Consider the following 21916-nt stretch of genomic DNA (forward strand, 5'->3'; position numbering starts at 1 on the left):
TCGATCGGAATTCATCCCAAGCTCGGATCGGTCACGCGTAGATCGGACTCGTCCTGGTGACGATTTCCTCGTCCGAAAAGCACACGGCCCTTTCCTTGCGCCCCTGCCGCCCGATGCGGGCTGGCCTCTTGCAGATACGACGAAGGCCGCAGCTGCGGCCTTCGGTCGGTGCGACGATGACACACTCTTAGACGATGGTCACCTGGTTGATGTTGTTCTTGGGGTCCAGCCAGAACGCTTCATTGGCGAAGCGTCCGAACACCTCGCGCGGAAGAATGGGCTGGCGCTCGATCGCCTCCACCTTCGGCCGCACGGAATGCAGGCCCGGCATGCCGACGCGTGCGTCGAACTCGTCGGCGTTGTATTGGATATGGTCGAAGTCGTGCTCGAACCAGGGCTCGCCCAGGAACTGGTAGACCGCGCGCGTGGCTGCTGCGGGGTCGGTCACCAGGCTCTCGTAGGTCAGCATCAGCAGATGGTCTTGCGCGTCCTGGCCGTAGAACGCCTCCTTGGTGGCCTGGTAGGCGAAGCCGACCATGCCGCGCGGATCGGTCAGGGCCTCGGTGCGCGAGTACACCGTGGTGTTGGTGTCGAAGCGAAAGACCTTGCTGACGCTGACCGGCTGCCGGCGCACCAGGCGCTCCATGCTGTCCAGCACCCAGGCCAGCTGACGCACGCAGGCAATCACCTTGACGCCGGGGAACAGCACATTGAGCAACTGCATGCGGCTGCACCACAGCCGACTGGTGTCGAATATCACGCCCGCGCTGGCGTCCACCGAATAGAAGTTTTCCACGAGCCCCCGCAACAGCGCGACGCGCTGCTCATCGGAGACATCGAACGAGAAATCGTTCTTGCTGCTCGCTTCGGCAATCACCACGCCCATGATGTCGGCCAGCGGACTGGTCATGCCGGCGCGAAAGCGCGGATTCTGATTGAGGATGGCAGCCAGCAGGGTGGTGCCGGCGCGCGGCAACCCGGAAATGAAATGGAACTTCCGCGGCGGGTTGCTGGCATCTGGCGTGGCTGGCATGCGGGGCTCCTGGCGATCTCTGGTTCGGTCTGCTGGATATTGCCTGATTCAGGGCGCCCGCGCCGTCGATGCGCGCATGCGCATCTCGTAGCCGACTTCGACCATGCGGGCGTCGCCCTTGCCCAGCACGCGCAGCAGCAGCTCCTCGGTGGCGCGCTTGCCCATGTCGCGCACGGGTTGGTGGACGGTGGTCAGCAGGGGCCACACCTGGGTGGCGATGGTGGTGTCGTCGAAGCCGCAGATGGAGATGTCGCCGGGGACCGATACCCCGGCCTCCGCGGCGGCCCAGATCGCACCGACGGCCATGTCATCGTCGGCCGCGAAGATGGCGGTGGGTCGGCGCTTGAGCTTGAGCAGCCGGCGAGCCGCCGCCACGCCGGACTCGAAGGAGAACTGGCCCTGCACCATGTAATCCGGGTTCTCCTCCAGGCCTGCGCGCTTCATGCCGTCGCGATAACCGGCGAGGCGCCAGATACCTGCGCCGTGCTTGGGATCGCCGATGATGTGCGCGATGCGGCGATGGCCCAGGGCGACCAGGTGATCCACCATGGCCGCGGCGGCTTCGCGCTCGCGCAGCATCACGCCGATGCAGCCCTTGGGTTGGCGCGGAGCGATCGAGGCAAACGGCAGGTCGTGCTTGCGCAGATGGTCGAGCAGTTTCGCATGGTCGGTGATGGGCGGCGTCAGGATCAGCCCATCGGGCTGGTGCCGCGAGAGGATGCTCTCGACGCGCTCGACGAAATCCGGCGCGGTCGACACCAGCGGCTGCACCATCATGCTGTATTGCTGGGCCTCGCAGGCTTCGAGCACACCGGCCTGGACTTCCATGATGTAGCTCGGCGACAAGTTGTCGTAGAGCAGGCCGATCATGAAGGAACGGTTGGTCGCCAGGCTGCGCGCAGAAGTGAGCGGCCGGTAGTTGAGTGCAGCGACGGCCGCGAGTACGCGTTCGCGCACCGAGTCGCGCACATTCGGCTCGTTGTTCAGCACGCGCGATACGGTCTTCTTCGACGTGTCCGAGGCGCGGGCGACGTCGTTGATGGTCACACGCGACATGAAAGCCTTTGCGTCTTCAATGAACTGCTCCCTGCGTGATGGCAGCCGGAACGTTTTGAGCGGGAACGTTCCATCCACTCACTTCGACCACCGGTGCAGCAGTTTCCTGCGATGCGTAACGCGCGGTCAGCACGATCGACTCGCCGGGCCAGAGCGTGACGTCATTGTCATTCCAGCGTATCGGCAGCGCAAGATCGCCATGCGCGCCACGCCGGATCGACACGTGCTGGAACAGCGCCACGGCCTTGGACGAAGAGGGCACCGACAACGTAACCGTGGTGACGTTGTCCTTGCCATCGCGCGTGGTGCTGGCGTGCACTTCGCTGGTCGCGGTCGGCAGGGACTGCAAAGCGGTCAGGTCGCCATACTGGGTCAGCGGCGTGAGATACCAGTTCGACTTTGCCCAATCGAGCACATCCGCACGGGTGGACAGCCAGTAGACGTTGCGGCTGACCGGCTTGCCATCGGCAGCGGTTAGCTCGAGCTCGATGAAGTACGTGGGGGACAAGTTGGCGACTGCCGGCAGTGCGGCCAGCTGCTGCGTGTGATTGCCCTTGAGATCGATGCCTTGCAGGTGTTTCTCGTAGCGCACGCTGCCATCCAGATTGCGCACGCGGATATTCGCCTGCAGGCCGTGGGCATCGTCCAGCGTTTGGTTCACCAGCACGATGCCCTTGGTGTCATACGAATACTGGATGTGTACCGGCTCGTTGGCCTTCTTGGCGCCGAAGTACGCGCCGGCGGGATTCATGTAGTAGTCGTACAGATGCCAGTGCAGCGACGGCCACGCATTGTTGAGCATCCAGTAGATGACGCCGGTCGACGGATTGGCGGCATCCATGTGCGCGTTGAATGCTTCGAACTGGGCACGCACGTTGTCGTAGTTGTCGAGCTGGGCCTTGGCGACATAGTCGGCGAGACTCTTGGGCGCGCCGTAACGCTTGGCCAGCGCGTTGTCGAAGGGCGTGAGCACGGCGAACGTCGACCAGTCTGCGGAGGCGTGATATTGCCTCTGCTCGGGATATTTCCACAGCGCTTCCTGCTCCTGCGGCGAGAGCATGCGCTGTACGTCTTCCAGTCGAGGGATATCGGCGCCTGCGCTCACTTCCGAATCGAAACCAAAGGCGCCGCCGAGCTTGTCGGCATACCAATACGACGGTGGTATCCAGTCGTACGGCCCGGCCATCTTCAGGCCGGAAGGTCCGGCATCGGCGGTTCCCTGCGGCACCGCTGCGGAGATGATCGGCAACGACCAATCCGCCGCGCGCAGCGTATCGATGTACATCTTGGCGATGGCCGGCGGCGGGGCATTATCGCTGCCGATCAGGAAGCCAATGACGGAGGGATGGTTGCGCAGCAGGCGTGCTTCGCTGGCCATGGATTCCTGGGCCACTTTCATGTCGGCAGCGGTCCAGGGCGAGCCGCCGGTCTTGGCCGCCGATTCCCACTTGTCGCAACACTCCCAGCCGGCAAGGATCAGGACGCCATGCTGGTCGGCGAGGTCGTAAAAGCGCTGGTTCTCCAGCTTGCCTTCGCTGCGGATGGTGTTGAGGCCGAGATTGAGCACATAGCTGAATTCGGCCTCCATGCGCGCGGGATCGTCGCGCAGGAACATATCCGGCGCCCAGCCGCCGCCACGGATCAGCAGGGGTTGGCCATTGATGAAGAACTGGCGATAGCCCTGCTTGGTCAGGTTGGAACTCACGCTGCGTATGCCGAAGTTTGCCGCCGCGCGGTCGGAGGTCGCGCCATCGACGGCCGCGCTCATCTCCAGCTGGTAGAGCGGATGGTCGCCCATGCCCACGGGCCACCAGATCTTCGGGTGATCCAGCGCGAGGCCAGGTGTAGTGCCGGAGGAGAACGACACGTCCTGCGTCTGTCCCGGGGCGAGATGGATGGTCTGCTGGATGGGAACGCCGGCCACGGTGCCGGTGATCGTCGCGTCATGCGCCGTGGTGTCGAGGTTCTTCGCGCTCACCTTCACCGCCAGCGTGGCGTGCGAAAGATCCGGCGACAATGTCGATTGCACATGGGGAAAGCTCAACGCGACAGGCCCGGTCAGCCCGATATCCACGCCGCGCCAGGGACCCATGTTGTTGTCCGGCGGCGTCGGGTTCCAATCCACCCAGCCGATCGACAGGCTCGTTCTTGGATCGGCCGGATGCACGCGCATGGCCAGCACATTGGCGCCCGCATGCACCCACTGGGTCACGTCGAAGTCGTGCACCGGATAGGCGCCGGCAAGCTCAGCGTGATCGGCGACCTGGTGCCCGTTCACCCACAGGTCGGCGCTCGCGATGATGCCGTTGGTATGCAGCACGGTGTGCTTCTTGCCCAAGTCTTTGGACAGGGTGAACTGGGCGCGGTACCACCAGGGCGTCACAAACAGGTTGCCGCTGGAATCGGGCACCTGCACCGCGCGCAGATTGTCACTGTAGAACACGTCGTTCTTGAACGTGCCGTTTTCCAGCAGTCCGGCCATGACGGTCGCGCGGCCACTCACCGGGTACCACTCCTTGATGGCGTAACCCGTCGTAGAAATCTCAGCGCCGGCTTGCTGCGCCTTCGCGCTGTCCTGCATTTGCCAATGGGTGATGGAGGTGATGGATCCCGCGTCGGCGGCCACCGTGGTGGGTACATAAGCCGATTGGGCGTGCGCCACCGAGGCGGCCGATGCCGCCATCGCGGCCATCATCCACAGCGTGTGCCTGGCTGGAGTTTGCATGGCGTCAAGGTTTCCCAAGATAGGTTTCGCGAATGTCCACCGGCGCGAATGGCCACGATTGATTGAGTTTCGCCCAGATCGCAAACACCACCAGGCCGGCAACGATCCACAGACCGGAGAGGATCAGCGACAGGGTGGAGGCGGACAGGTACACATAGATCCATCCGATCAGCGCGATGATGCAGGGCAGCGGATAAAGCCATTGCTTGTACGGACGCTCAAGATTCGGCTGGCGCTTGCGCAGCACGATCAATGCGGCGATCTGTGCGAACGATTGCACGATGATGATGGAAGTCAGCAGCATGTTGATGACCTCGGTGAGGTCGAAGAACGTGCCGATCGCCGTGACCACGCCCATGGTGAGCAGCGCCACGTGCGGGAAGCCGTGCCTTGCATGCAGGCGCGCGAACACGGACAGGAACACCTTGTCGCGCGCTGCCTCGAACGGCACGCGCGAGCCACCCAGCAGGCCGGTGAACACCGAGGCAAACGCAGTCACGATGATCAGTACGGTCATCACGGCGGCGGCCAGATGGCCCCAGCTGCGTTCCACCACCAGCGAAGCCACTGACTTGGACTGCGCGATCTCTTGCCACGGCGCCACACCGAGCACGCTGATATTGAGCAGCAGATAGACCACCATCATCGCGATCACCGAGATGATGATGGAGCGGGGCATGGTGCGGCCCGGGTCGCGCAGCTCATCGCCGATATAGGCGGTGGTGTTGTAACCCAGGTAGTCGTAGATGCCGATGATCAGTCCCGCGCCCAGCCCCACGAAGAAGTGCCCGCCGAACGCGTCAGGTGGGAAGTCAAACGCGTAACCCGCATGGAAGTGCGAGAAGCCCGCCGCCGTTACGCCAACCACCGACACCAGCATGATCACCCACAACGCGATGGTGATCGCGCGCACCGATTCGATGCGGCGGTAGAGCATCCAGGTGACTAGGGCCGTGGCCGCCACGCCGATCAGATGTACCGGCCACCAGCCGAGGTTCGGGAAGAAGAAGCCCAGGTATTCCGCCATGCCGATGATGCCGGTGGACATCAACAAGGGAATGGCCAGCAGCATGGTCCAGATAAACAGGAACGGCATCAGCTTGCCGGTGCGGTACTGGAACGCTTCGCGCAGATAGACATAGGTACCGCCCGAACCGGGCATGGCCGCGCCCAGTTCCGCCCATACCAGACCATCGGCCATCGCCAGGATCGCTCCGACGATCCAGCCGATGATCGCCTGCGGCCCGCCCATGGTGGCGACCATGATGGGAATGGTGATGAACGGCCCGATGCCGCACATCTGGGTCATATTGATCGCCGTTCCCGAGAACACGCCGATGGAGCGATGGAAGGCGTTGTCGCGAACGGGTTTGGGCGCGCTGGAGTCCTGCATGCTTGCCTTGTCGTGGTGAGTGGCGAACGGGCTGGCGATGAAGCGAACCTCGAAGCGCGATGGTGTTCAGCTGGCCCGCTCCCAACAGCTCGGAGCGGGCCAGTACGTCGTCAAACCGATGCTCGCATTACCACTGGCCTCGCACGCCCAACATGAACATGCGTTCGGAGAACGTCGAGTGGCCAGGCTGGTCGGGCCACACCAGGTAGTACTTCTGATACTCGTTGGTGAGGTTGGTGCCGTCCAGGAACACTTCGGCGTACTTGCTGAACTTGTACGAGATCGACGCATCCAGGTACTTCTGCGGCGCTTCGTACATTTCCAGGCCGGTGATGCCGCCCACGCTGTCCATCACCGCGCGGCGCGAACGGTAGTTGTACGCCACGCGCGCCTGGAAGTGATCGTCCTGGTACCACAGGATGAAGTTGCCGGACTTGGTGGAGTTGTCCTGGAACGGGATCTTCTTGCCGGCCAGGTCGGTTTCACCGGAGTTGCTCGGCGCGTACGTGCCGTTGATCTCGATGCCCGTCTTGGACAGGAAGCTCGGCAGGAAGGTAAAGCCCTGGCGGTAGTCGAGCTCGGCGCCATGGATGCTGTTGCCGGTGCCCTGCACCGGCTGGGTGATCACGATGCAGTGATCGCGCACCACGCCGTCTTCGTCGGGCAGGGTGCAGTTGGTCACGCTGCCGTTCTTGATGAAGCTGTCCACGTTGATGCGGAACAGCGCCAGGCTGAGCATGCTGGTTTCGTTGATGTAGTACTCGGCCGAGGCACCGAAGTTGGTCGAACGCCACGGATTGAGGTTCGGGTTGCCGGTGGACGTGCCGTTGGATACGCGGAAGATCGGTCCATCCGGCGTTTCGGCCAGCGAGTAGTTGAGCTGCAGGCCGCCGCCCCAGGTGCTCAGGTCCAGCGGCATCATGTTCTTCGAATACGCCAGTCGTACCTTGAAGTTTTCGGTCACGTCCAGCGCAAAGTTGAACGAGGGCAGCACATCCTGGTAGCTGCGCTTGGTCGTGGCGGTACCGACGTCTTCCGGTTCGTCGCCGTAGGCGCCCGGATCGCCGCTGAGGTGCTGGGTCACATCGAGATTGGTGTGGATCAGGCGCACGCCGATGTTGCCGCTGAATGGCATGTCCCACATCGTGCCGGCGAAATCACCCTGCAGGTAACCCGTCAGCTCCTTCAGTCGCACGGCCCAGGTGGTGCCGGGCTCGGCCACCTGCTGCGTGCCCGGATAGAGCGAGTTCCAGTACGCGATGGGGTTGACCATCGCATTGGGATCGATCGCCCAGAAGTTGATGCCCGAGCCGAGCAGGTTGTTGTACTGCTTGAAGTTGTTGGCGAGCGGCGCGGCGGTGTTGGGCATCGAGATGGCCGACAGCGGACCCGCGCGGAAGTAGCCCTGGTCATTGCCGGCGGTACACGAGCCGCTGTTCAACACCACGTCGGCGCCGACGTAGCGCACCAGGCAGCCGGCCGGATCGCTGGCGCCGATGCCTGCGTAGACCGGCGCCTCCAGCGTCCAGCCTTCGTTGTCGGCGCTGCGGATGCTGTTGCGCAGGCCAAACTCGAGCTTGAAGCCGTCCTGGAAATCGTACTTGCCGTCAAAGCGCAAGGCATTGAGCGCCACCTGCCGGTTGTAATCGCCCGACGATTCCAGCGTCTTCATGGTCCAGTCGGCCGGATTGGCAAAGTTGGAAGCCAGCGACGGCGGCACATCGATCTTGATATAGCGGCCATTGAAGTTGGCGATGATCGGAATGGTGTTCTGCGGAATGCCGTTGGCGTTGAACACGCGGTTGCCGCCCAGCTGCGCGGGATAGACCATGGTGCCCGGCGGCACCGAGTTGGGGTCCACGCCGTCCATCAACACATTGGGCCAGAGCGCGCCGTCGGAGTCGGAAATATTGACGTCCGATTCCTGATAGGACTGCGAAGCGGTGTCGCGGATGCCGCGCACGCTCGCCGTGAACGGACCGCCGTTGTCGTAGTCCAGCTGCAGGTTGAGGTTTCTTGCGACGGAACTCTTCTGGATGATCTGCGAATAGGACTCCACGTCGCCAGGCCACTTTTCGTACTGCTGCGTGGTGTAGATCTGCGAGCCTTCCCAACCCGGCTCCGGCGTACCGTAGGAGCCATACGCCGGCATGCCGGTGTTGCGCGACTGCAGCGGCACGTAGGTGGCGCCCTGCCAGTTGGTGGAGTTGAACTGGATGCCGACGTTGCGGTCGTACTGACGCTGCGACGAATAGAAGTAGTCGGCGGTGCCGGTGAAGCCGCTGCCGAAGTCATACTGGAACGAGGCGTTGCCCGACTTGCGCTTGCGCTGGGTGATGATGTCGTTGAGGCCGATGTCCTGGCTGCCCATGAACACGCCGTTGGACTTGCCGTCGCCATTGACGTCGACGCTGCCATCGGCGTTCTGCACGATCTTGGACGGAATCGGTGCGCCGTTCCATGGCGTCAGGAAGCCGTTGTAGCCGCCGGCACTGGCGGCGTTCTCACCGTTGAACACGACGCCGTACTGGTCCAGGCCTTCGGTCGCATTCATGCGACGCGTGTTGGAGAAGTCGCCGGAAATCAACAGGCCCCAGTGACCATTGTCGTTGTACGAAATGAGGCCGTTGGCTTCAGGTCCCGTATGGTCGGTGGTACTGCCGCGCTCGCCATTGGCCGAATAGCTGTACGTGAAACCGCTGGGGAGATCCCACGGCCGGTACGTATGCAGATCGATGGCGCCGCTGATGCCGCCGTCGGTGGTGCTGGCCATGGGGGACTTGATCACGTCCACGCCGTGAAACAGCGTCGAAGGCAGCATGGTGAAGTCGGGCTGCTGCGAATCGATCTGGTCCGCCGTGATGAACACTTCGCCGTTCAACATGGTGCCGACCTGCGGCAGGCCGCGCACATCCACCGAAGTACCCACACCCGCATCACGATTGATCTGCACGCCGGTGACGCGCTGCAGCGAGTCGGTGATGGTGGTGTCGGGCAGGGCGCCGATGTTTTCCGCCGTGATGCTGTCCTGGATGTTCGCCGCATCGCGTTTGAGGTCGATCGCGCGGATCTGCGACGCACGCACGCCCGACACATTGACGGCCGACAGGTTGACCGCGTTCTTCTGCGCGTCGGTGCCGTCGGCTTTCTTGGCGTCAGGCGCGGGCGGCGTCGTTTGCGTCGTCGTGGTCTGCGCGGCCTGGCCGTCCTGCTGGAGATCGGCGAAGGTCGATGCTGCCGCTGACGTCGACACGACGGCGAACAGCGACACGGTGATGGCAAAAGACAATGGATGTTTGCGAAGTACGGTGGACATGGGCTTTGACCTCGTTGGTGTTGCCTGTCGAACCTCGGTTGCTCAGTGGTGTTTCAAAAAGCGCGTAGCCCGGCGGTGCCTGCGGGTACGCACGCCGTCGTGATGCCGTCTCTGGTTGTCCCCGACTTTGGCTCCCCAGCCAAAGCCAATGCTCAATGCGACTGCACGGGGCGTCTGCCCCGCTTACTGCTCACTTCGAAAACGCGAGTCGCGCCAGCGCCCACTGTCCATCGCGTGGATCGCCGTTGGCGAAAACGCACACATTGCGCACGCCGGCCCCCGCCGGCGTGGCAAGCTTTTCCTCAAGACGAACCTGCCCGGTGGCCTGCGCTGCGCTCTGCAGCGGCAGGCGGGCCAGCAGCGGCCCCGTGCAGGTATCGGCATGGATTTCGAATTCGCCGGCCGCGCTGGCCTTGTGTCGGATCACCGCGTCCTTGGCTTCGTCGCCAAAGCGCCAGCTGATGCGTTCAATCGTGATCGCGACATGCTTGGCGTCATGGATCGGCGCCTGTGGCCACAGCCAGCATGCGTTGCCGATATCGACCGAGTAGACCGGCCGCCGGCCTTGCGCCGGCTTGCTGCCGTCGAGGCGCGAAGCCGGCTGTCGGGAGCAGGTGGCAAGCGCGCTGCCATCGCGGCTCAGCAAGGTGGATGGATCCAACGCCTGCGTGCGCGGCGCCGCCAGTTCGAATCCGTCCGCCGCAAAGGTCGCGGCACGCAGGTTCGTGTTGCCGGGCAGGGTGAGCGGCTTTGCATACGCGGCGGACTCGGTGGTCGGGTCGGAGCCATCCGTCGTGTAACGAATCGTGCCGAACTGCACCTGGTTGGACAGCGCGACGCGGAATGCGCCGTTGGCCGCAGCAGTCACCTGGAAGACCGGCGCAAACGCGCTGTCGGCGTAGGCGATGCCGAGCGCGCGGTAGCGCGCCAGTTCTGCCGGCAGGCACTGCAGAAAACTGTGCCAGTCATGCGCGTTTGCGGGCGACCAGCCCAGTTCCGCCAACGCGGCAATGCGCGGGAACACGGCATGCTGGTCATGGGCGAAGGTGCGCATCTGCTCGGCCCACAGGCTCACCTGCACGCCGATGATGCGCTGCGCTTCCGTCGCGCTCGCGCCCTTGGGAATCACGATCGTGTCATAGGCCCCCCGCAACGTCGCTGCGGGGGGCGGGCCGGGCCATTCATCGGGCAGGTCGGACTGCACGTGATCGAGGTACAGCGATTCCTGCGGCGTCATGATCACGTCGTGACCTTGCCGGATGGCCGTAAGCGCCACGCGCTCGTTGTGGTCGCCGTGCCATGACATCACCACTTCCGAGGCCGGCAACTTCTCGCCAGTGGCGAGCTGGTCATCCCAGCCCACCGGCGTACGGCCGTGCTCGACCAGATGCGCGGCGACCTGCTGGATGAACCAGCCCTGCAGCTGATCCATGTTGGCCAGGCCCAGCTTGTGCATCTGCGCACGCACTTCCGGCGATGCGTTCCACTGCTGCTTGTCGGCCTCGTCGCCACCGATGGAGATGTAGCGCGAGGGAAACAGCTGCATGACCTCGTCGAGCACGTCATCGACAAACTGCAGCGTCTTCGCATCGGGCTTGAGCAGCCACGGGCTGACGCCCCAGTCGGTCCACACCTCGGGTCGCTGGCCGGTGACGCCCAGCCATGGATACGTCGCCACGGCTGCCTGCGAATGGCCGGGTAGATCGATTTCCGGCACCACATCGACAAAGCGCTCGGCGGCAAAGCGCTCGATCTCGCGCGCCTGCTCCTGCGTGTAGTAGCCGCAATAGGGCTGGTCGGCGGAGCCGGTCAGTTCGCTGTCGAGGCCCACGGCCTTGCGGCAGGCGCCGATCTTGGTGAGCTCGGGATACTTGCTGATTTCCAGGCGCCAGCCCTGGTCTTCGGTGAGATGCCACAGCAGCACGTTCAACTTGTGCAGCGACATCCAGTCGATCAGCTGCTTGATCTCGGCCACGCTCTGGTAGTGGCGGCCGGAGTCGAGCAATAGTGCGCGCCACGCGAAACGCGGGTGATCGTCGATCACACCGTTGGCCACCTTGACCGGCGCGCCGCGCGTCCAGCCCGATGGCGTCAGCAATTGCCCCAGGGTGACGCTGCCGTAGAACGCGCCGCGCGGTGTGCGTGCCGTGAGCAGGATGCCGTTGCTATCCACGGTGATGCGGTAGCCGGCGTCGCCCTGCACATCGGCGTGTGGATCCACATCGAACGTAATCGCAGGATGCGCTGTGTCCGACGTCGCCATGCGCAGGTGCAGGCCGTTGGTGTCGGCCACCTGTTGCACGAAGCGATCTGCGATGGACTGAACTTGTTGATGTTCGGCGCCGCGCACGAACACCACGGCACCATCGGCTATCTCGACCGCGCCTGAGTTGGCAGGGCTGGCCTTGGCCGGCTGCGGCAACAACGACCATGCGGGAATGTCAGGCGCGGCGGCAGCGATTCCCGTCGTCGCCAGCCATACGATGACCAGGCGACGGAGCAAGCTTGCGGGGGCGATCCGGCTCATGCGCCACCACCCGCCGCGGCCTGCGGCAGTGCCGCAGCGTCCGACATGCCACGCCTCAGGTACCACAGGGCCGCGCCATGCACGCCATGGTGGCCGTGCTCGGTGACCCACACCGGTACTTGCGACAGCAGCGCGCGCGCACTGCGGCCGTGCAGGAAGCGTTCCTCGAACGCGCTGCGCTTGAGCAGCTCGAAGATGGACCACAGGAACCCGCCGGCCAGATACACCCCGCCGGCAGCCATGAAGACCATGGCGAGATTGCCGGCAAAACTGCCCAGCGAGGCGCAGAAAATCTCCACCGCCTCCACCGCCTGGGTATTGCTGTGCGCAAGCGCCGCCGTGGTGATCGCTTCGGGCGCCGCCAGCGTCGGTGCGACGCCATCCAAGGTGCACAAGGCCACGTAGACGGCCAACAGGCCGGGGCCCGACACGATGTGTTCAAACGGCACATAGCCGCCTTCGGGTGCCAGCGTCGCGAGCACCTCGCGCTCGCGCACCGAGTTCGGCGCGAAATCCATCTGGCCGGCTTCGGTCGCCAGCACCAGGCCGCCGGTCGTGCTGGAAATATGCGCCGCCGCGCCGAGGCCGGTACCCGGTCCGATCACCAGGGTCGGTCCGCTGGCGTGCGCGTTTGGTCCGCACAGATGACGGCCGCCCTCGGTGAGCGAGCCATCAAGCGCATAGGCCAGGGCTTCGAAGTCGTTGAGCACGGCAACCTCATCCAGGCCCAGCGCGTCATGCAGCTGGGTCAGGTGGATGGGCCAGGGCAGGTTGTCGTTGACCACCTCGTTACCCATGATCTGGCCCGCACAAGCGAGTACGCAGTGCTTGACCGGGGCATGCACCTTGGCGTCGACAAAGGCTTGCAGCAGGTCCGACAGCCGCGGGAAGTCCGCGCAGGCGTAGACGCGATAGGCGAGCGTCTCCACCCCGCCGATCCCGTCCGGACCGGCGCGCATCAGCGCCACACGCGCATGCGTGCCACCGATATCGGCCGCCATGAACGGCACCGCCGGTGTCCCCGCCAGTCGATCCGTATGCTCGATTGCCACGTCCAGCCGCCCCTCGCAGTGGAACTGTTATCAGCCTGTAACGTAATTGACACCGGTGTCAAGCGGTGGCGCAGCATCTTGGAAAAATGCCTAGAGGCGGGTGGCCCGGGGGAGGGAAGGGCGTCGCTGGCGTTGGATGCGGGACGAGCTGGACGGTGGACCCAAGTCAGCCAAGCGCGCTGAGGATGCTAGCTTTCATTGCGATTGAGCCGCTCCAGGATGCGGCGCAAATGCGCAAGGTCAGTCTTGGAAAGCTGCTGAAATCCCGCGGGTGCATCGTCCTGCACGGTGCGGTTGACCAGTTCGACGATCTGCCTGCCGGCGCGCGTGATCGACACCAGTTTTGCGCGGCGATTCTCAGGGTGCGGGTAGCGTTCGACGAGTTCGCGATCTTCCAGATCATTCACCGCCACCGTGGCCGCCGGCGCATCCATGCCGGTGTCATCGGCGATCTGCCGCAACGTCATCGGCGCATCCACCAGGCGCCACAGGATGCGGATGCGGCTGAAGGGGAGCCCGCTGATCTCGCTCACCTTGCGGCGCCATTCGCCACGCACGCCGCGCGTTTCCCACACCATGCCGACCATCAGCTGCCAGACGGCGTCGGCTTCGGTAGGGCTGTTGGCGGGTCGGATCATGCAGCGGCTCCGGCAGGGGCTTCTTCCAGCAAGTGGGCCGCGTGACGCGTGGTGTCATGCGCCCAGCGCGTATTCGACAGCCACGCCAGCAGCAATATGCTGAAACCCGCGCCCGTGATCAGCCACCAGAAGGCGTGCGTGGCCTCGGCGAAGCCCTCGTGTGCATGCATGCCCAGGATCGTACCGGCGAGCGCCACGCCCAGCGACGCACCCACCTGCCTGCTGGTGGAAGCCACGGCGGCAGCGAGACCGGCCTGCGCCTTGGGCATGCCCGACACGGCCGTGTTGGTGATGGGCGCATTGACCATGCCGAAACCGATGCCAAAGATCACATAGGTCAACAGCAACAGCGGCATCGGCGTCGTGGCGGTGAGCTGCGTCATCATCAGCGCACTGATGACGGTGGCGGTGCCGGATGCCAGCAACGATGGGCGCGTGCCATGCGTGCCCACCAGTCGTCCGGACAGCGGCGAGCACAGCACCGTCGCCAGCGCGAGCGGCAGCGTGCACAGGCCGGTATGGAAGGCCGACAATCCGCGCACTTCCTGCAGGTACAGCGCATTGAGAAACAGGAAGCCGGAGAACGCAGAAAAACTGCACACCGCGATCAAGGTGGCGCTGCTGAAAGGCGCGCTGCGAAAGAAGCGCACATCGATCAGCGGTTCGTGACGCCGCGGTTCGTAGATCAGCAAGGCGATCAGCGACAGCGCGGCCACGGCAAACAGGCCAACGATGGTGGTCGAGCCCCATCCCTCATGCGGACCTTCGATCACCGCATAAGTCACCGTGGCCAGGATGGCGAACACCAGCAGCTGTCCGACCGGATCGACGCGCCGCGGACGCTGCGCCTTGGACTCCGGGATATAGCGCGCCGCCAGCAGCATCGCCGCGGCGCCCACCGGCAGGTTCACCCAGAAGATCGAACGCCAGCCGATGGTTTCCGTCAGCGCGCCGCCGATCACCGGACCCAGCGCCATCGAGATGCCGGCAACCGCTCCCCAGACGCCGATGGCGCGTGCGCGCGCCTTGGGTTCGTGGAAGGTGTTGGCGATGATCGACATGGCGACCGGATTGAGCATCGTCGCGCCCAGCGCCTGGACGATACGAAACGCCACCAGCCCGTGGATATCCGGCGCAACGCTGCACAGCAGCGAGCCGAGCATGAACAGCGCCATGCCCGACTGGAACACGCGACGACGTCCGAAGCGGTCGGCCATCGAGCCGGCCAGCATAAGCAGGCTGGCCACCACCATGGTGTAGGCATCGATCACCCATTGCAGCCCCGACACCGATGCGCCCAGATCGCGGCGAATGGCGGGCAGGGCCACGTTCACGATGGTCGCGTCCATCGCCACCATCAGCAGGCTCAGGCAGCAGATGGCGAGGATCAGGTTGGGATGGGTCTGCGCACGCCGTGCGTCGTTGATAGTTGTATTCATACAACTATTGTGAATTAACAATGGTTTGCGGTCAATCCGCGGGTTTTGAGCGCGGCTTGCTTTTGCCTCATCGCATGATCAAGATATTCATCAATAGATGAATTAGGTGCTTTATGGCCAAGCCCAAGGCTGCAGCGCGCAGTGCGGGACGCCCCAAGGTGGACAATCCCGAATTGCGCGAACACCTGCTGGATGTCGCGCTGAAAAGCTTCGCCGCCTCCGGCGTGACGGCGACGTCCGTGCGTTCCATCGCCGCCGATGCCGGCGTCAACGCGGCCCTGCTCAGCTACTACTTCGGCAACAAGGCGGAGGTGGTCGAGGCGGTGTTTGATGAGCGTATCGCGCCGGTGTTGTCGCAGTTCTTTCTGCACCTGTTTGCGATGGAGGGCGACATCCAGCAATTTACGACCGCGTTTGTCATCGGCATCGGCGAGCTGGTCGAGGCCCATCCCTGGTATCCCGCGCTGTGGGTGCGCGAAGTGCTCTGTGAAGGCGGTGCGTTGCGCGAGCTGGCGGTGGCCAGGCTGGCGGCAGCGACGCCTTTGGTCACCATGCGTTTCGTCGACGCGCAGCGCGATGGTGAGTTGAATGCCGCGCTGGACCCAACTGAGATGGTGATGACGCTGCTGGGCCTGACCCTGGTTCCGGCCGCCGGCGCGCCGCTGTGGCAGGCGACTTCCGGTGGCCCGGCGGCCTCTACGGCCCGACGCACCCAGCATGTGCTGTCGCTGCTGCAGCGTGGATTGTCGTGAGACGGACTGCGCGTTCGTTATAGGATCGAACGCCTCAGCCGAAACTGCACTCTGACCGAGGACGCCATGAGCGAGATCGAAGACCGTCTGGCCAGCATGGGCCTGCGCCTGCCGCCGCCGTTCGAGGTGCCAAGCGGCTTGAGTCTGCCGTTCCAGTTCGTGCAGGTGCACGGCACGCGTGTGCTGATCTCCGGCCATGGTCCGCAAGGCGAAGATGGCCAGATGACGGGTCCGTTCGGCAAGCTGGGCAGCGAGCTGTCGGTGAGCGAGGGCTATCAGGCGGCGCGGCTGGTGGCGCTCTCCATACTCGCCAGTCTCAAGCGCAGCATTGGCGACCTGGATCGCGTCCAGCAGTGGCATCGGGTTTTCGGCATGGTGAACTCCGCGCCGGGTTTCATCCAGCAGCCGCAGGTCATCAACGGCTTCTCCGACCTGATCCTCGCCGTGTACGGCGCGGAGCGCGGCGCGCACACGCGCAGCGCCGTCGGCATGGCCGAACTTCCGTTCAATATCCCGGTGGAAATCGAGGGTGAGCTCTCGCTGCATCCTTGAGGCGCAAGAACCCGCGGGCGACATCACACCAATCGCATGTCGTCCATGCCTGAATTTAACGCGCCGTGCGTCAGGGTGGGGATCCTGCCCAGGGCGCCGACCGCCGTGGGCTCCTGAGGCGTTGGGAGTCGGCAAGACATCATGAGTGGTTCGCGTTCGGATGCGTTCGTGTTTTTCGGTGCCACGGGCGACCTCGCCTACAAGATGATCTTTCCGGCGCTGCAGGCGCTGGTCCAGGCGGGCGAGATGGAGATGCCCATCATCGGCGTGGCGTATGGACACTACACGCTGGAGCAATTGCGCGATCGTGCGCGAGACAGCCTCGAGCAACATGGCCACTTCGATGCAGCGGCGTTCGAAAAGCTGGCCGCCAAACTGCAATACATCGATGGCGACTACCAGGATCCCGCCACCTATACCCGCCTCAAGCTGGCCTTGGGCAAGGCCCAGTCGCCAATTCATTACATGGCGATACCGCCGACCATGTTCGACACCGTGGTGCAGGGGCTGGCGAGCTCCGGCTGCGCCGATAGCGCGCGCATCGTCATCGAGAAGCCGTTCGGCCGGGATCTGGCTTCGGCAAGGCAATTGAACCAGACGCTGCATGAGGTCTTTCCCGAAACCAGCATCTTTCGGATCGATCACTATCTGGGCAAGGAGGCGGTGCAGAATCTGTTGTACTTCCGCTTTGCCAACGCCTTCCTGGAGCCGGTGTGGAATCGCACGTATATCGACAACGTGCAGATCACCATGGCGGAGGACTTCGGCATCCAGGGCCGCGGCAGTTTCTATGACGAAGCAGGCGCCTTGCGCGACGTCGTGCAGAACCATCTGCTGCAGGTGACGGCGCTGCTGGCGATGGAAGCGCCGGTGGGCCACGAGGCGTCAGCCATGCGCTCGGAGAAGCAGCGCCTGTTCCAGGCGATGCGGCCGCTCGATCCGAGCCAGGTGGTGCGCGGACAGTTCCGCGGCTATCGCGATGAGAAGGGCGTGGCTGCTGACTCCCAGGTGGAAACCTATGCCGCACTGCGCCTGCATATCGATACCTGGCGCTGGTCGGGCGTGCCGTTCTATATCCGCGCCGGCAAATGCCTGCCGGTGACGGCGTGCGAGGTCATGGTCACCCTGAAGAAGCCGCCGCTGGCGGTGTTCGATGGCTCGCCCATGCACGACGCCAATTACTTCCGCTTTCGCCTGAGCCCCGACGTGGTCATCTCCACCGGCGCGCGCGTGAAGCGGGCCGGCGAGGCGATGCGTGGCGAGCCGGTCGAGCTGGTCGCGCGACATCGTTCGGTGCACGAGCGGTCCGCCTACCAGCGCCTGCTGGGTGACGCGATGCGCGGCGACGGCTCGCAGTTCACCAGCGACGCCAGCGTGGAGGCGGCATGGGCGGTGGTCGATCCGGTGCTCGAACATGCCCAGCCGGTACACGAATATGCTCCCGGCAGCTGGGGGCCGGCCGCCGCAAACACGCTGACCGCCGACGACGGCGGCTGGCACGATCCCAAACCGGAGGAAACACGTCCGTGCTGACTGCTACATCACTGGTGTTCCTGCTTGACGTCGACAACACCCTGCTCGACAACGACGGCTTTGCCGCCGATCTCACCGCACGGCTCGATCGCGATTTTGGCGCAATGGAGCGCGAGCGCTATTGGTCCATCTACAACAAGCTGCGCGACGAGCTCGGCTTCGCCGATTATCTGGGCGCGTTGCAGCAATTCCGGCTGGGTCACGAATACCACCCGGGGCTGGTGCCGCTGTCCAATTTCCTGCTCGAGTATCCGTTTGCCGAGCGGCTGTTTCCCGGCGCGCTGGACGCCGTGGCGCATATGGGAACGCTCGGTTCCACGGTGATCTTGTCCGACGGCGACATCGTATTCCAGCCGCGCAAGATCGCGCATTCGGGCCTGGGCCGTGCGGTGCAGGACAGAGTGCTGGTGTACGTGCACAAGGAACGCATGACCGAAGCGATTCAGCGCGCGTTCCCGGCCACGCACTACGTGATGGTCGACGACAAGCCGCAGTTGCTGGCGGCGATGAAGCGCATCTTCGGCGCGCATATCACCACCATCTTCGTGAACCAGGGACATTACGCGCGCGAGGCGGAGCATCTGGTGATCGATCCGGCGCCGGACAAGACCGTGATGCATATTTCCGACCTGGTCGGATTGGCGTCCTCTGACTTTCCACGCGTCGAGCTTGCCGGCCAGGCCCATCCTGACCCGGCAACGCACGCCGCTGCATCGGAATGAAGCATGAAAGCGACGGCACAACTGCACGCCCTGGGCCAGAGCCTCTGGCTGGACAACATCACCCGCGACATCCTCGACAATGGCACGTTGCGGCGCTATATCGACGATTTGTCGGTCACCGGGCTTACCTCCAATCCGTCGATCTTCAACGCCGCGATCGGTGATGGCGACGCCTACGACGACGGCATCCGCGAGAAGGCGCGCCACGGCGCTGCCGGCGAGGGCCTGTTCATCGAGCTGGCGCTGGAAGATCTGCGTCGCGCCGCGGATATGTTCCAGCCGGTGTTTGAGTCCAGCCGGCATGTCGATGGCTGGGTCTCGATGGAAGTGTCGCCCTTGCTGGCCTTCGACACGCAGGCCAGCATCCAGGCGGCGCAGGACATCTTCAAAAAGGCCGATCGGCCCAATCTGTTTGTGAAGATACCCGGCACACCCGAAGGCATACCGGCAATCGAGGAAGCCATCTTTGCGGGCATCCCGATCAACGTGACCTTGCTGTTCTCGCGCGATCAATACCTGGCCGCCGCCGAGGCGTATCTGCGCGGCATCGAGCGTCGCGTCGAGGCCGGGTTGGATCCCCAGGTCGGCTCCGTGGCCTCGCTGTTCGTGAGCCGCTGGGATGTCGCCATCAAGGACAAGGTTCCGCAGGATCTGCGCAACACGCTGGGCGTGGCGGTCGGCAAGCAGACTTATCGTGCCTATCGCGAGCTGTTGGCGTCGTCACGCTGGCAGAAGCTGTCCAAGGCCGGCGCCCGTGCGCAACGCCTGCTGTGGGCGAGCACGGGAACCAAGGATCCCAACGTGTCCGACGCGCTCTACGTCGAAGCGCTGGCCGCGCCGGACACCATCGACACCGTGCCCGAGAAGACCCTGTGGGCATTCGCCACGCATGGCGCCGTGAACGGCGTGCTGCCCGAGGATGGCGGGGATGCCGAAACCACTCTCAAGCGCTTTGTCGACGCCGGCGTCGATCTCGACGCGCTGGCCAAACAACTGCAGCAGGAAGGCGCGGCGGCGTTCGTGACGTCGTGGAAACAACTGCTCCAGCGCATCGCCGACAAGAGTGCGCAGTTGGCCAAGGCTTGATCGCGCCCGCTTTCCCCGCCAGCAGGTGAACCGCATGACCGATGAGCTCGATCTCAAATGCATCAACACGCTGCGCTTCCTGTCGGTCGACATGGTACAGAAGGCCAACAGCGGACATCCGGGCCTGCCACTCGACGCGGCGCCGATGGTTTATGTGCTGTGGACGCGCTGGCTGCGGCACAACCCGGCGAATCCGGCGTGGTTTGATCGCGACCGCTTTGTCCTTTCCGCCGGTCATGGCTCGGCCTTGCTGTACAGCCTGCTTTACGCCACGGGTTACGACGTGTCGCTCGATGACATCAAGCAGTTCCGGCAGTGGGGCAGCAAGACGCCGGGACATCCCGAGCGCGGCCACACGCCCGGCGTGGAGACCACCACGGGGCCGCTAGGGCAGGGCCTGGCCAATGCGGTCGGCATGGCGATGGCGGAGGCGCAGCTGGCAGCGCGCTACAACCGGCCGCAGCATGCGGTGATCGATCACCACACCTATGCCATCGTGAGCGACGGCGATCTGATGGAAGGCGTGGCGTCCGAAGCGGCATCGCTGGCGGGCCATCTGCGGCTGGGCAAACTGATCTGCCTGTACGACCAGAACGCGATGACGCTGTCCGCCGCCACCGACATCACCTTTACCGAAGACGTCCGCCAGCGTTTCGACGCCTATGGCTGGCACACCATTGAAGTGACCGACGGCAACGACCTGGTCGCCATCGATGCGGCGCTGGAGACGGCTCGTGCGAAAGGCACCCGGCCCACCTTGATCCTGGTACGCACCAGCCTGGGCTACGGCTCGCCGGAGCAGGATACGTTCAAGGCGCATGGTTCGCCGCTGGGCGCGGACAGCGTGCGCAAGACGAAGGAGAAACTCGGCTGGCCGGTCGAGCCGGATTTTTTCGTGCCGGAAGACGCACTCGCGCATTTTCGCCAAGCCCTGCCACACGGAGCGGAGCTGGAAGTGTCATGGGACGATAGGATGCAGTCGTACGCCAAGGCGTTTCCCGATCTCCATGATCAACTGCAACGCAGCCTACGCGGCGAGCTGGCCGACGGCTGGGACGCGGAGATCCCGGTGTTTCCCGCCGACCCCAAGGGCATGGCGACACGCGATGCATCGAGCAAGGTGATGAATGCTTTTGCCGCCAAGGTGCCTGCGTTCACGGGTGGCTCGGCGGATCTCGATCCTTCCACCAAGACGGCCTTGAACGGCCTGGGCGATTTCAATCCGCCAGCCTCCAAGGGCGGCGACATGCAAGGCTCGGATGGGGGTGGCTGGAGTTACCAGGGCCGCAACCTGCATTTCGGCGTGCGCGAACATGCGATGGGCGCCATCGTCAATGGCATGGCGGCGCACGGCGGCACCATACCGTTTGGCGCCACCTTCCTGATCTTCTCCGATTACATGCGCCCGCCGATGCGCCTGGCGGCGCTGATGAAGTTGCACGTCATCCATGTATTCACCCACGACAGCATCGCGCTGGGCGAAGACGGGCCGACCCATCAACCGGTGGAGCAGCTCGCCGCCCTGCGCGCGATTCCCAACCTCACGCTGATCCGCCCGGGCGATGCCAACGAAACCGCCGTCGCCTGGCGCGTGGCCCTGCAGACGAAGGGACATCCGGTCCTGCTCGTGCTGACCCGGCAACACGTGCCCACGCTGGATCGCGAACGCATGGCCTCGGCCGATGGACTGCGTCGCGGCGCCTACGTGCTGTTCGATACGCCCGGCAAGAAGCCGCAGCTGATCCTGATCGCCAGCGGCTCGGAAGTCGGCCTGATCGTGGAGGCCGCGAAACGCCTGGAAGAAGAGGGCGTCGCGGTGCGCTGCGTATCGATGCCGAGCTGGGAATTGTTCGACGCGTTGTCGCAGGCCGAGCGTGATGAAGTTTTGCCGCCATCAGTGACGGCGCGACTGGCGGTGGAGCTGGGCATATCCCAGGGTTGGGAGCGCTATGTGGGTGCGCGCGGCGACATGCTGGGCATCGAAACGTTTGGGGCTTCCGCACCCGCCGAAGTGCTGCTGAAAGAGTACGGCTTCACCGTCGATGCGGTGTGCAAGCGCGCCAAGGCCCTGCTCGCCCGATAGCAGCAGGGC

15 protein-coding genes are annotated in these 21916 nt (G+C 64.3%); 6 read left to right on the forward strand and 9 right to left on the reverse strand.

Features of this window, described 5'->3' with window-relative positions; all coding sequences use genetic code 11:
• Window positions 1-187: 187 nt before the first annotated feature.
• The 9 genes from Y882_RS16200 to Y882_RS16240 form a co-directional block, all read right to left on the reverse strand.
• Window positions 188-1033 carry a sulfotransferase family protein gene (locus tag Y882_RS16200; RefSeq protein ID WP_046972981.1) on the reverse strand — a complete coding sequence of 282 codons (846 nt, stop codon included), beginning with the start codon at window positions 1031-1033 and terminating at the stop codon, window positions 188-190.
• 48 nt (window positions 1034-1081) lie between these two features.
• Window positions 1082-2089: a LacI family DNA-binding transcriptional regulator gene (locus Y882_RS16205; protein ID WP_046972982.1), complete on the reverse strand. Its 1008-nt coding sequence runs from the start codon at window positions 2087-2089 to the stop codon at window positions 1082-1084.
• A gap of 16 nt (window positions 2090-2105) precedes the next feature.
• Window positions 2106-4814 (reverse strand): glycoside hydrolase family 2 protein, encoded by a 2709-nt coding sequence (locus Y882_RS16210; RefSeq protein ID WP_046972983.1) that lies wholly within the window; start codon window positions 4812-4814, stop codon window positions 2106-2108.
• Between the two features lie 4 nt (window positions 4815-4818).
• Window positions 4819-6207 (reverse strand): APC family permease, encoded by a 1389-nt coding sequence (locus Y882_RS16215; protein ID WP_052950084.1) that lies wholly within the window; start codon window positions 6205-6207, stop codon window positions 4819-4821.
• Window positions 6208-6334: 127 nt separating this feature from the next.
• Entirely contained in the window at window positions 6335-9523 is a 3189-nt protein-coding gene (locus tag Y882_RS16220) for a TonB-dependent receptor (RefSeq protein WP_046972984.1), read from the reverse strand.
• A 190-nt stretch (window positions 9524-9713) separates the two neighbouring features.
• Complete coding sequence (locus Y882_RS16225; protein ID WP_082121154.1) at window positions 9714-12050, reverse strand: beta-N-acetylhexosaminidase; 2337 nt, start codon at window positions 12048-12050, stop codon at window positions 9714-9716.
• Entirely contained in the window at window positions 12047-13102 is a 1056-nt protein-coding gene (locus Y882_RS16230) for a glucokinase (protein WP_244466370.1), read from the reverse strand. Before Y882_RS16230 ends, Y882_RS16225 begins: the two co-directional genes overlap by 4 nt.
• A gap of 188 nt (window positions 13103-13290) precedes the next feature.
• Window positions 13291-13740: a MarR family winged helix-turn-helix transcriptional regulator gene (locus tag Y882_RS16235; protein WP_046972987.1), complete on the reverse strand. Its 450-nt coding sequence runs from the start codon at window positions 13738-13740 to the stop codon at window positions 13291-13293.
• A complete protein-coding gene (locus Y882_RS16240) occupies window positions 13737-15179 on the reverse strand; it encodes an MFS transporter (RefSeq protein WP_046972988.1) in 1443 nt (480 codons plus the stop codon). The genes Y882_RS16235 and Y882_RS16240 overlap by 4 nt, the downstream gene beginning before the upstream one ends.
• Window positions 15180-15292: 113 nt before the next feature.
• On the opposite strand from Y882_RS16240, the gene Y882_RS16245 reads away from it, so the two are divergent.
• The 6 genes from Y882_RS16245 (at window position 15293) to tkt (ending at window position 21907) form a co-directional block, all read left to right on the forward strand.
• On the forward strand, window positions 15293-15931 hold the full coding sequence (locus Y882_RS16245; RefSeq protein WP_046972989.1) for a TetR/AcrR family transcriptional regulator: 639 nt from the start codon (window positions 15293-15295) through the stop codon (window positions 15929-15931).
• Window positions 15932-15997: 66 nt separating this feature from the next.
• Window positions 15998-16483, forward strand: a complete 486-nt coding sequence (locus Y882_RS16250; RefSeq protein ID WP_046972990.1) for a RidA family protein — start codon at window positions 15998-16000, stop codon at window positions 16481-16483.
• Between the two features lie 141 nt (window positions 16484-16624).
• Entirely contained in the window at window positions 16625-18016 is a 1392-nt protein-coding gene (zwf, locus tag Y882_RS16255; protein WP_046972991.1) for a glucose-6-phosphate dehydrogenase, read from the forward strand.
• Window positions 18010-18738 carry an HAD family hydrolase gene (locus Y882_RS16260; RefSeq protein ID WP_046972992.1) on the forward strand — a complete coding sequence of 243 codons (729 nt, stop codon included), beginning with the start codon at window positions 18010-18012 and terminating at the stop codon, window positions 18736-18738. Before zwf ends, Y882_RS16260 begins: the two co-directional genes overlap by 7 nt.
• 3 nt (window positions 18739-18741) lie before the next feature.
• Window positions 18742-19824 carry a transaldolase gene (gene tal, locus Y882_RS16265; RefSeq protein ID WP_046972993.1) on the forward strand — a complete coding sequence of 361 codons (1083 nt, stop codon included), beginning with the start codon at window positions 18742-18744 and terminating at the stop codon, window positions 19822-19824.
• Between the two features lie 34 nt (window positions 19825-19858).
• On the forward strand, window positions 19859-21907 hold the full coding sequence (gene tkt, locus Y882_RS16270) for a transketolase (RefSeq protein WP_046972994.1): 2049 nt from the start codon (window positions 19859-19861) through the stop codon (window positions 21905-21907).
• The last annotated feature ends 9 nt before the right edge of the window (window positions 21908-21916 follow it).

Source organism: Dyella japonica DSM 16301, from assembly GCF_001010355.1.
GTDB classification, from domain to species: domain Bacteria; phylum Pseudomonadota; class Gammaproteobacteria; order Xanthomonadales; family Rhodanobacteraceae; genus Dyella; species Dyella japonica.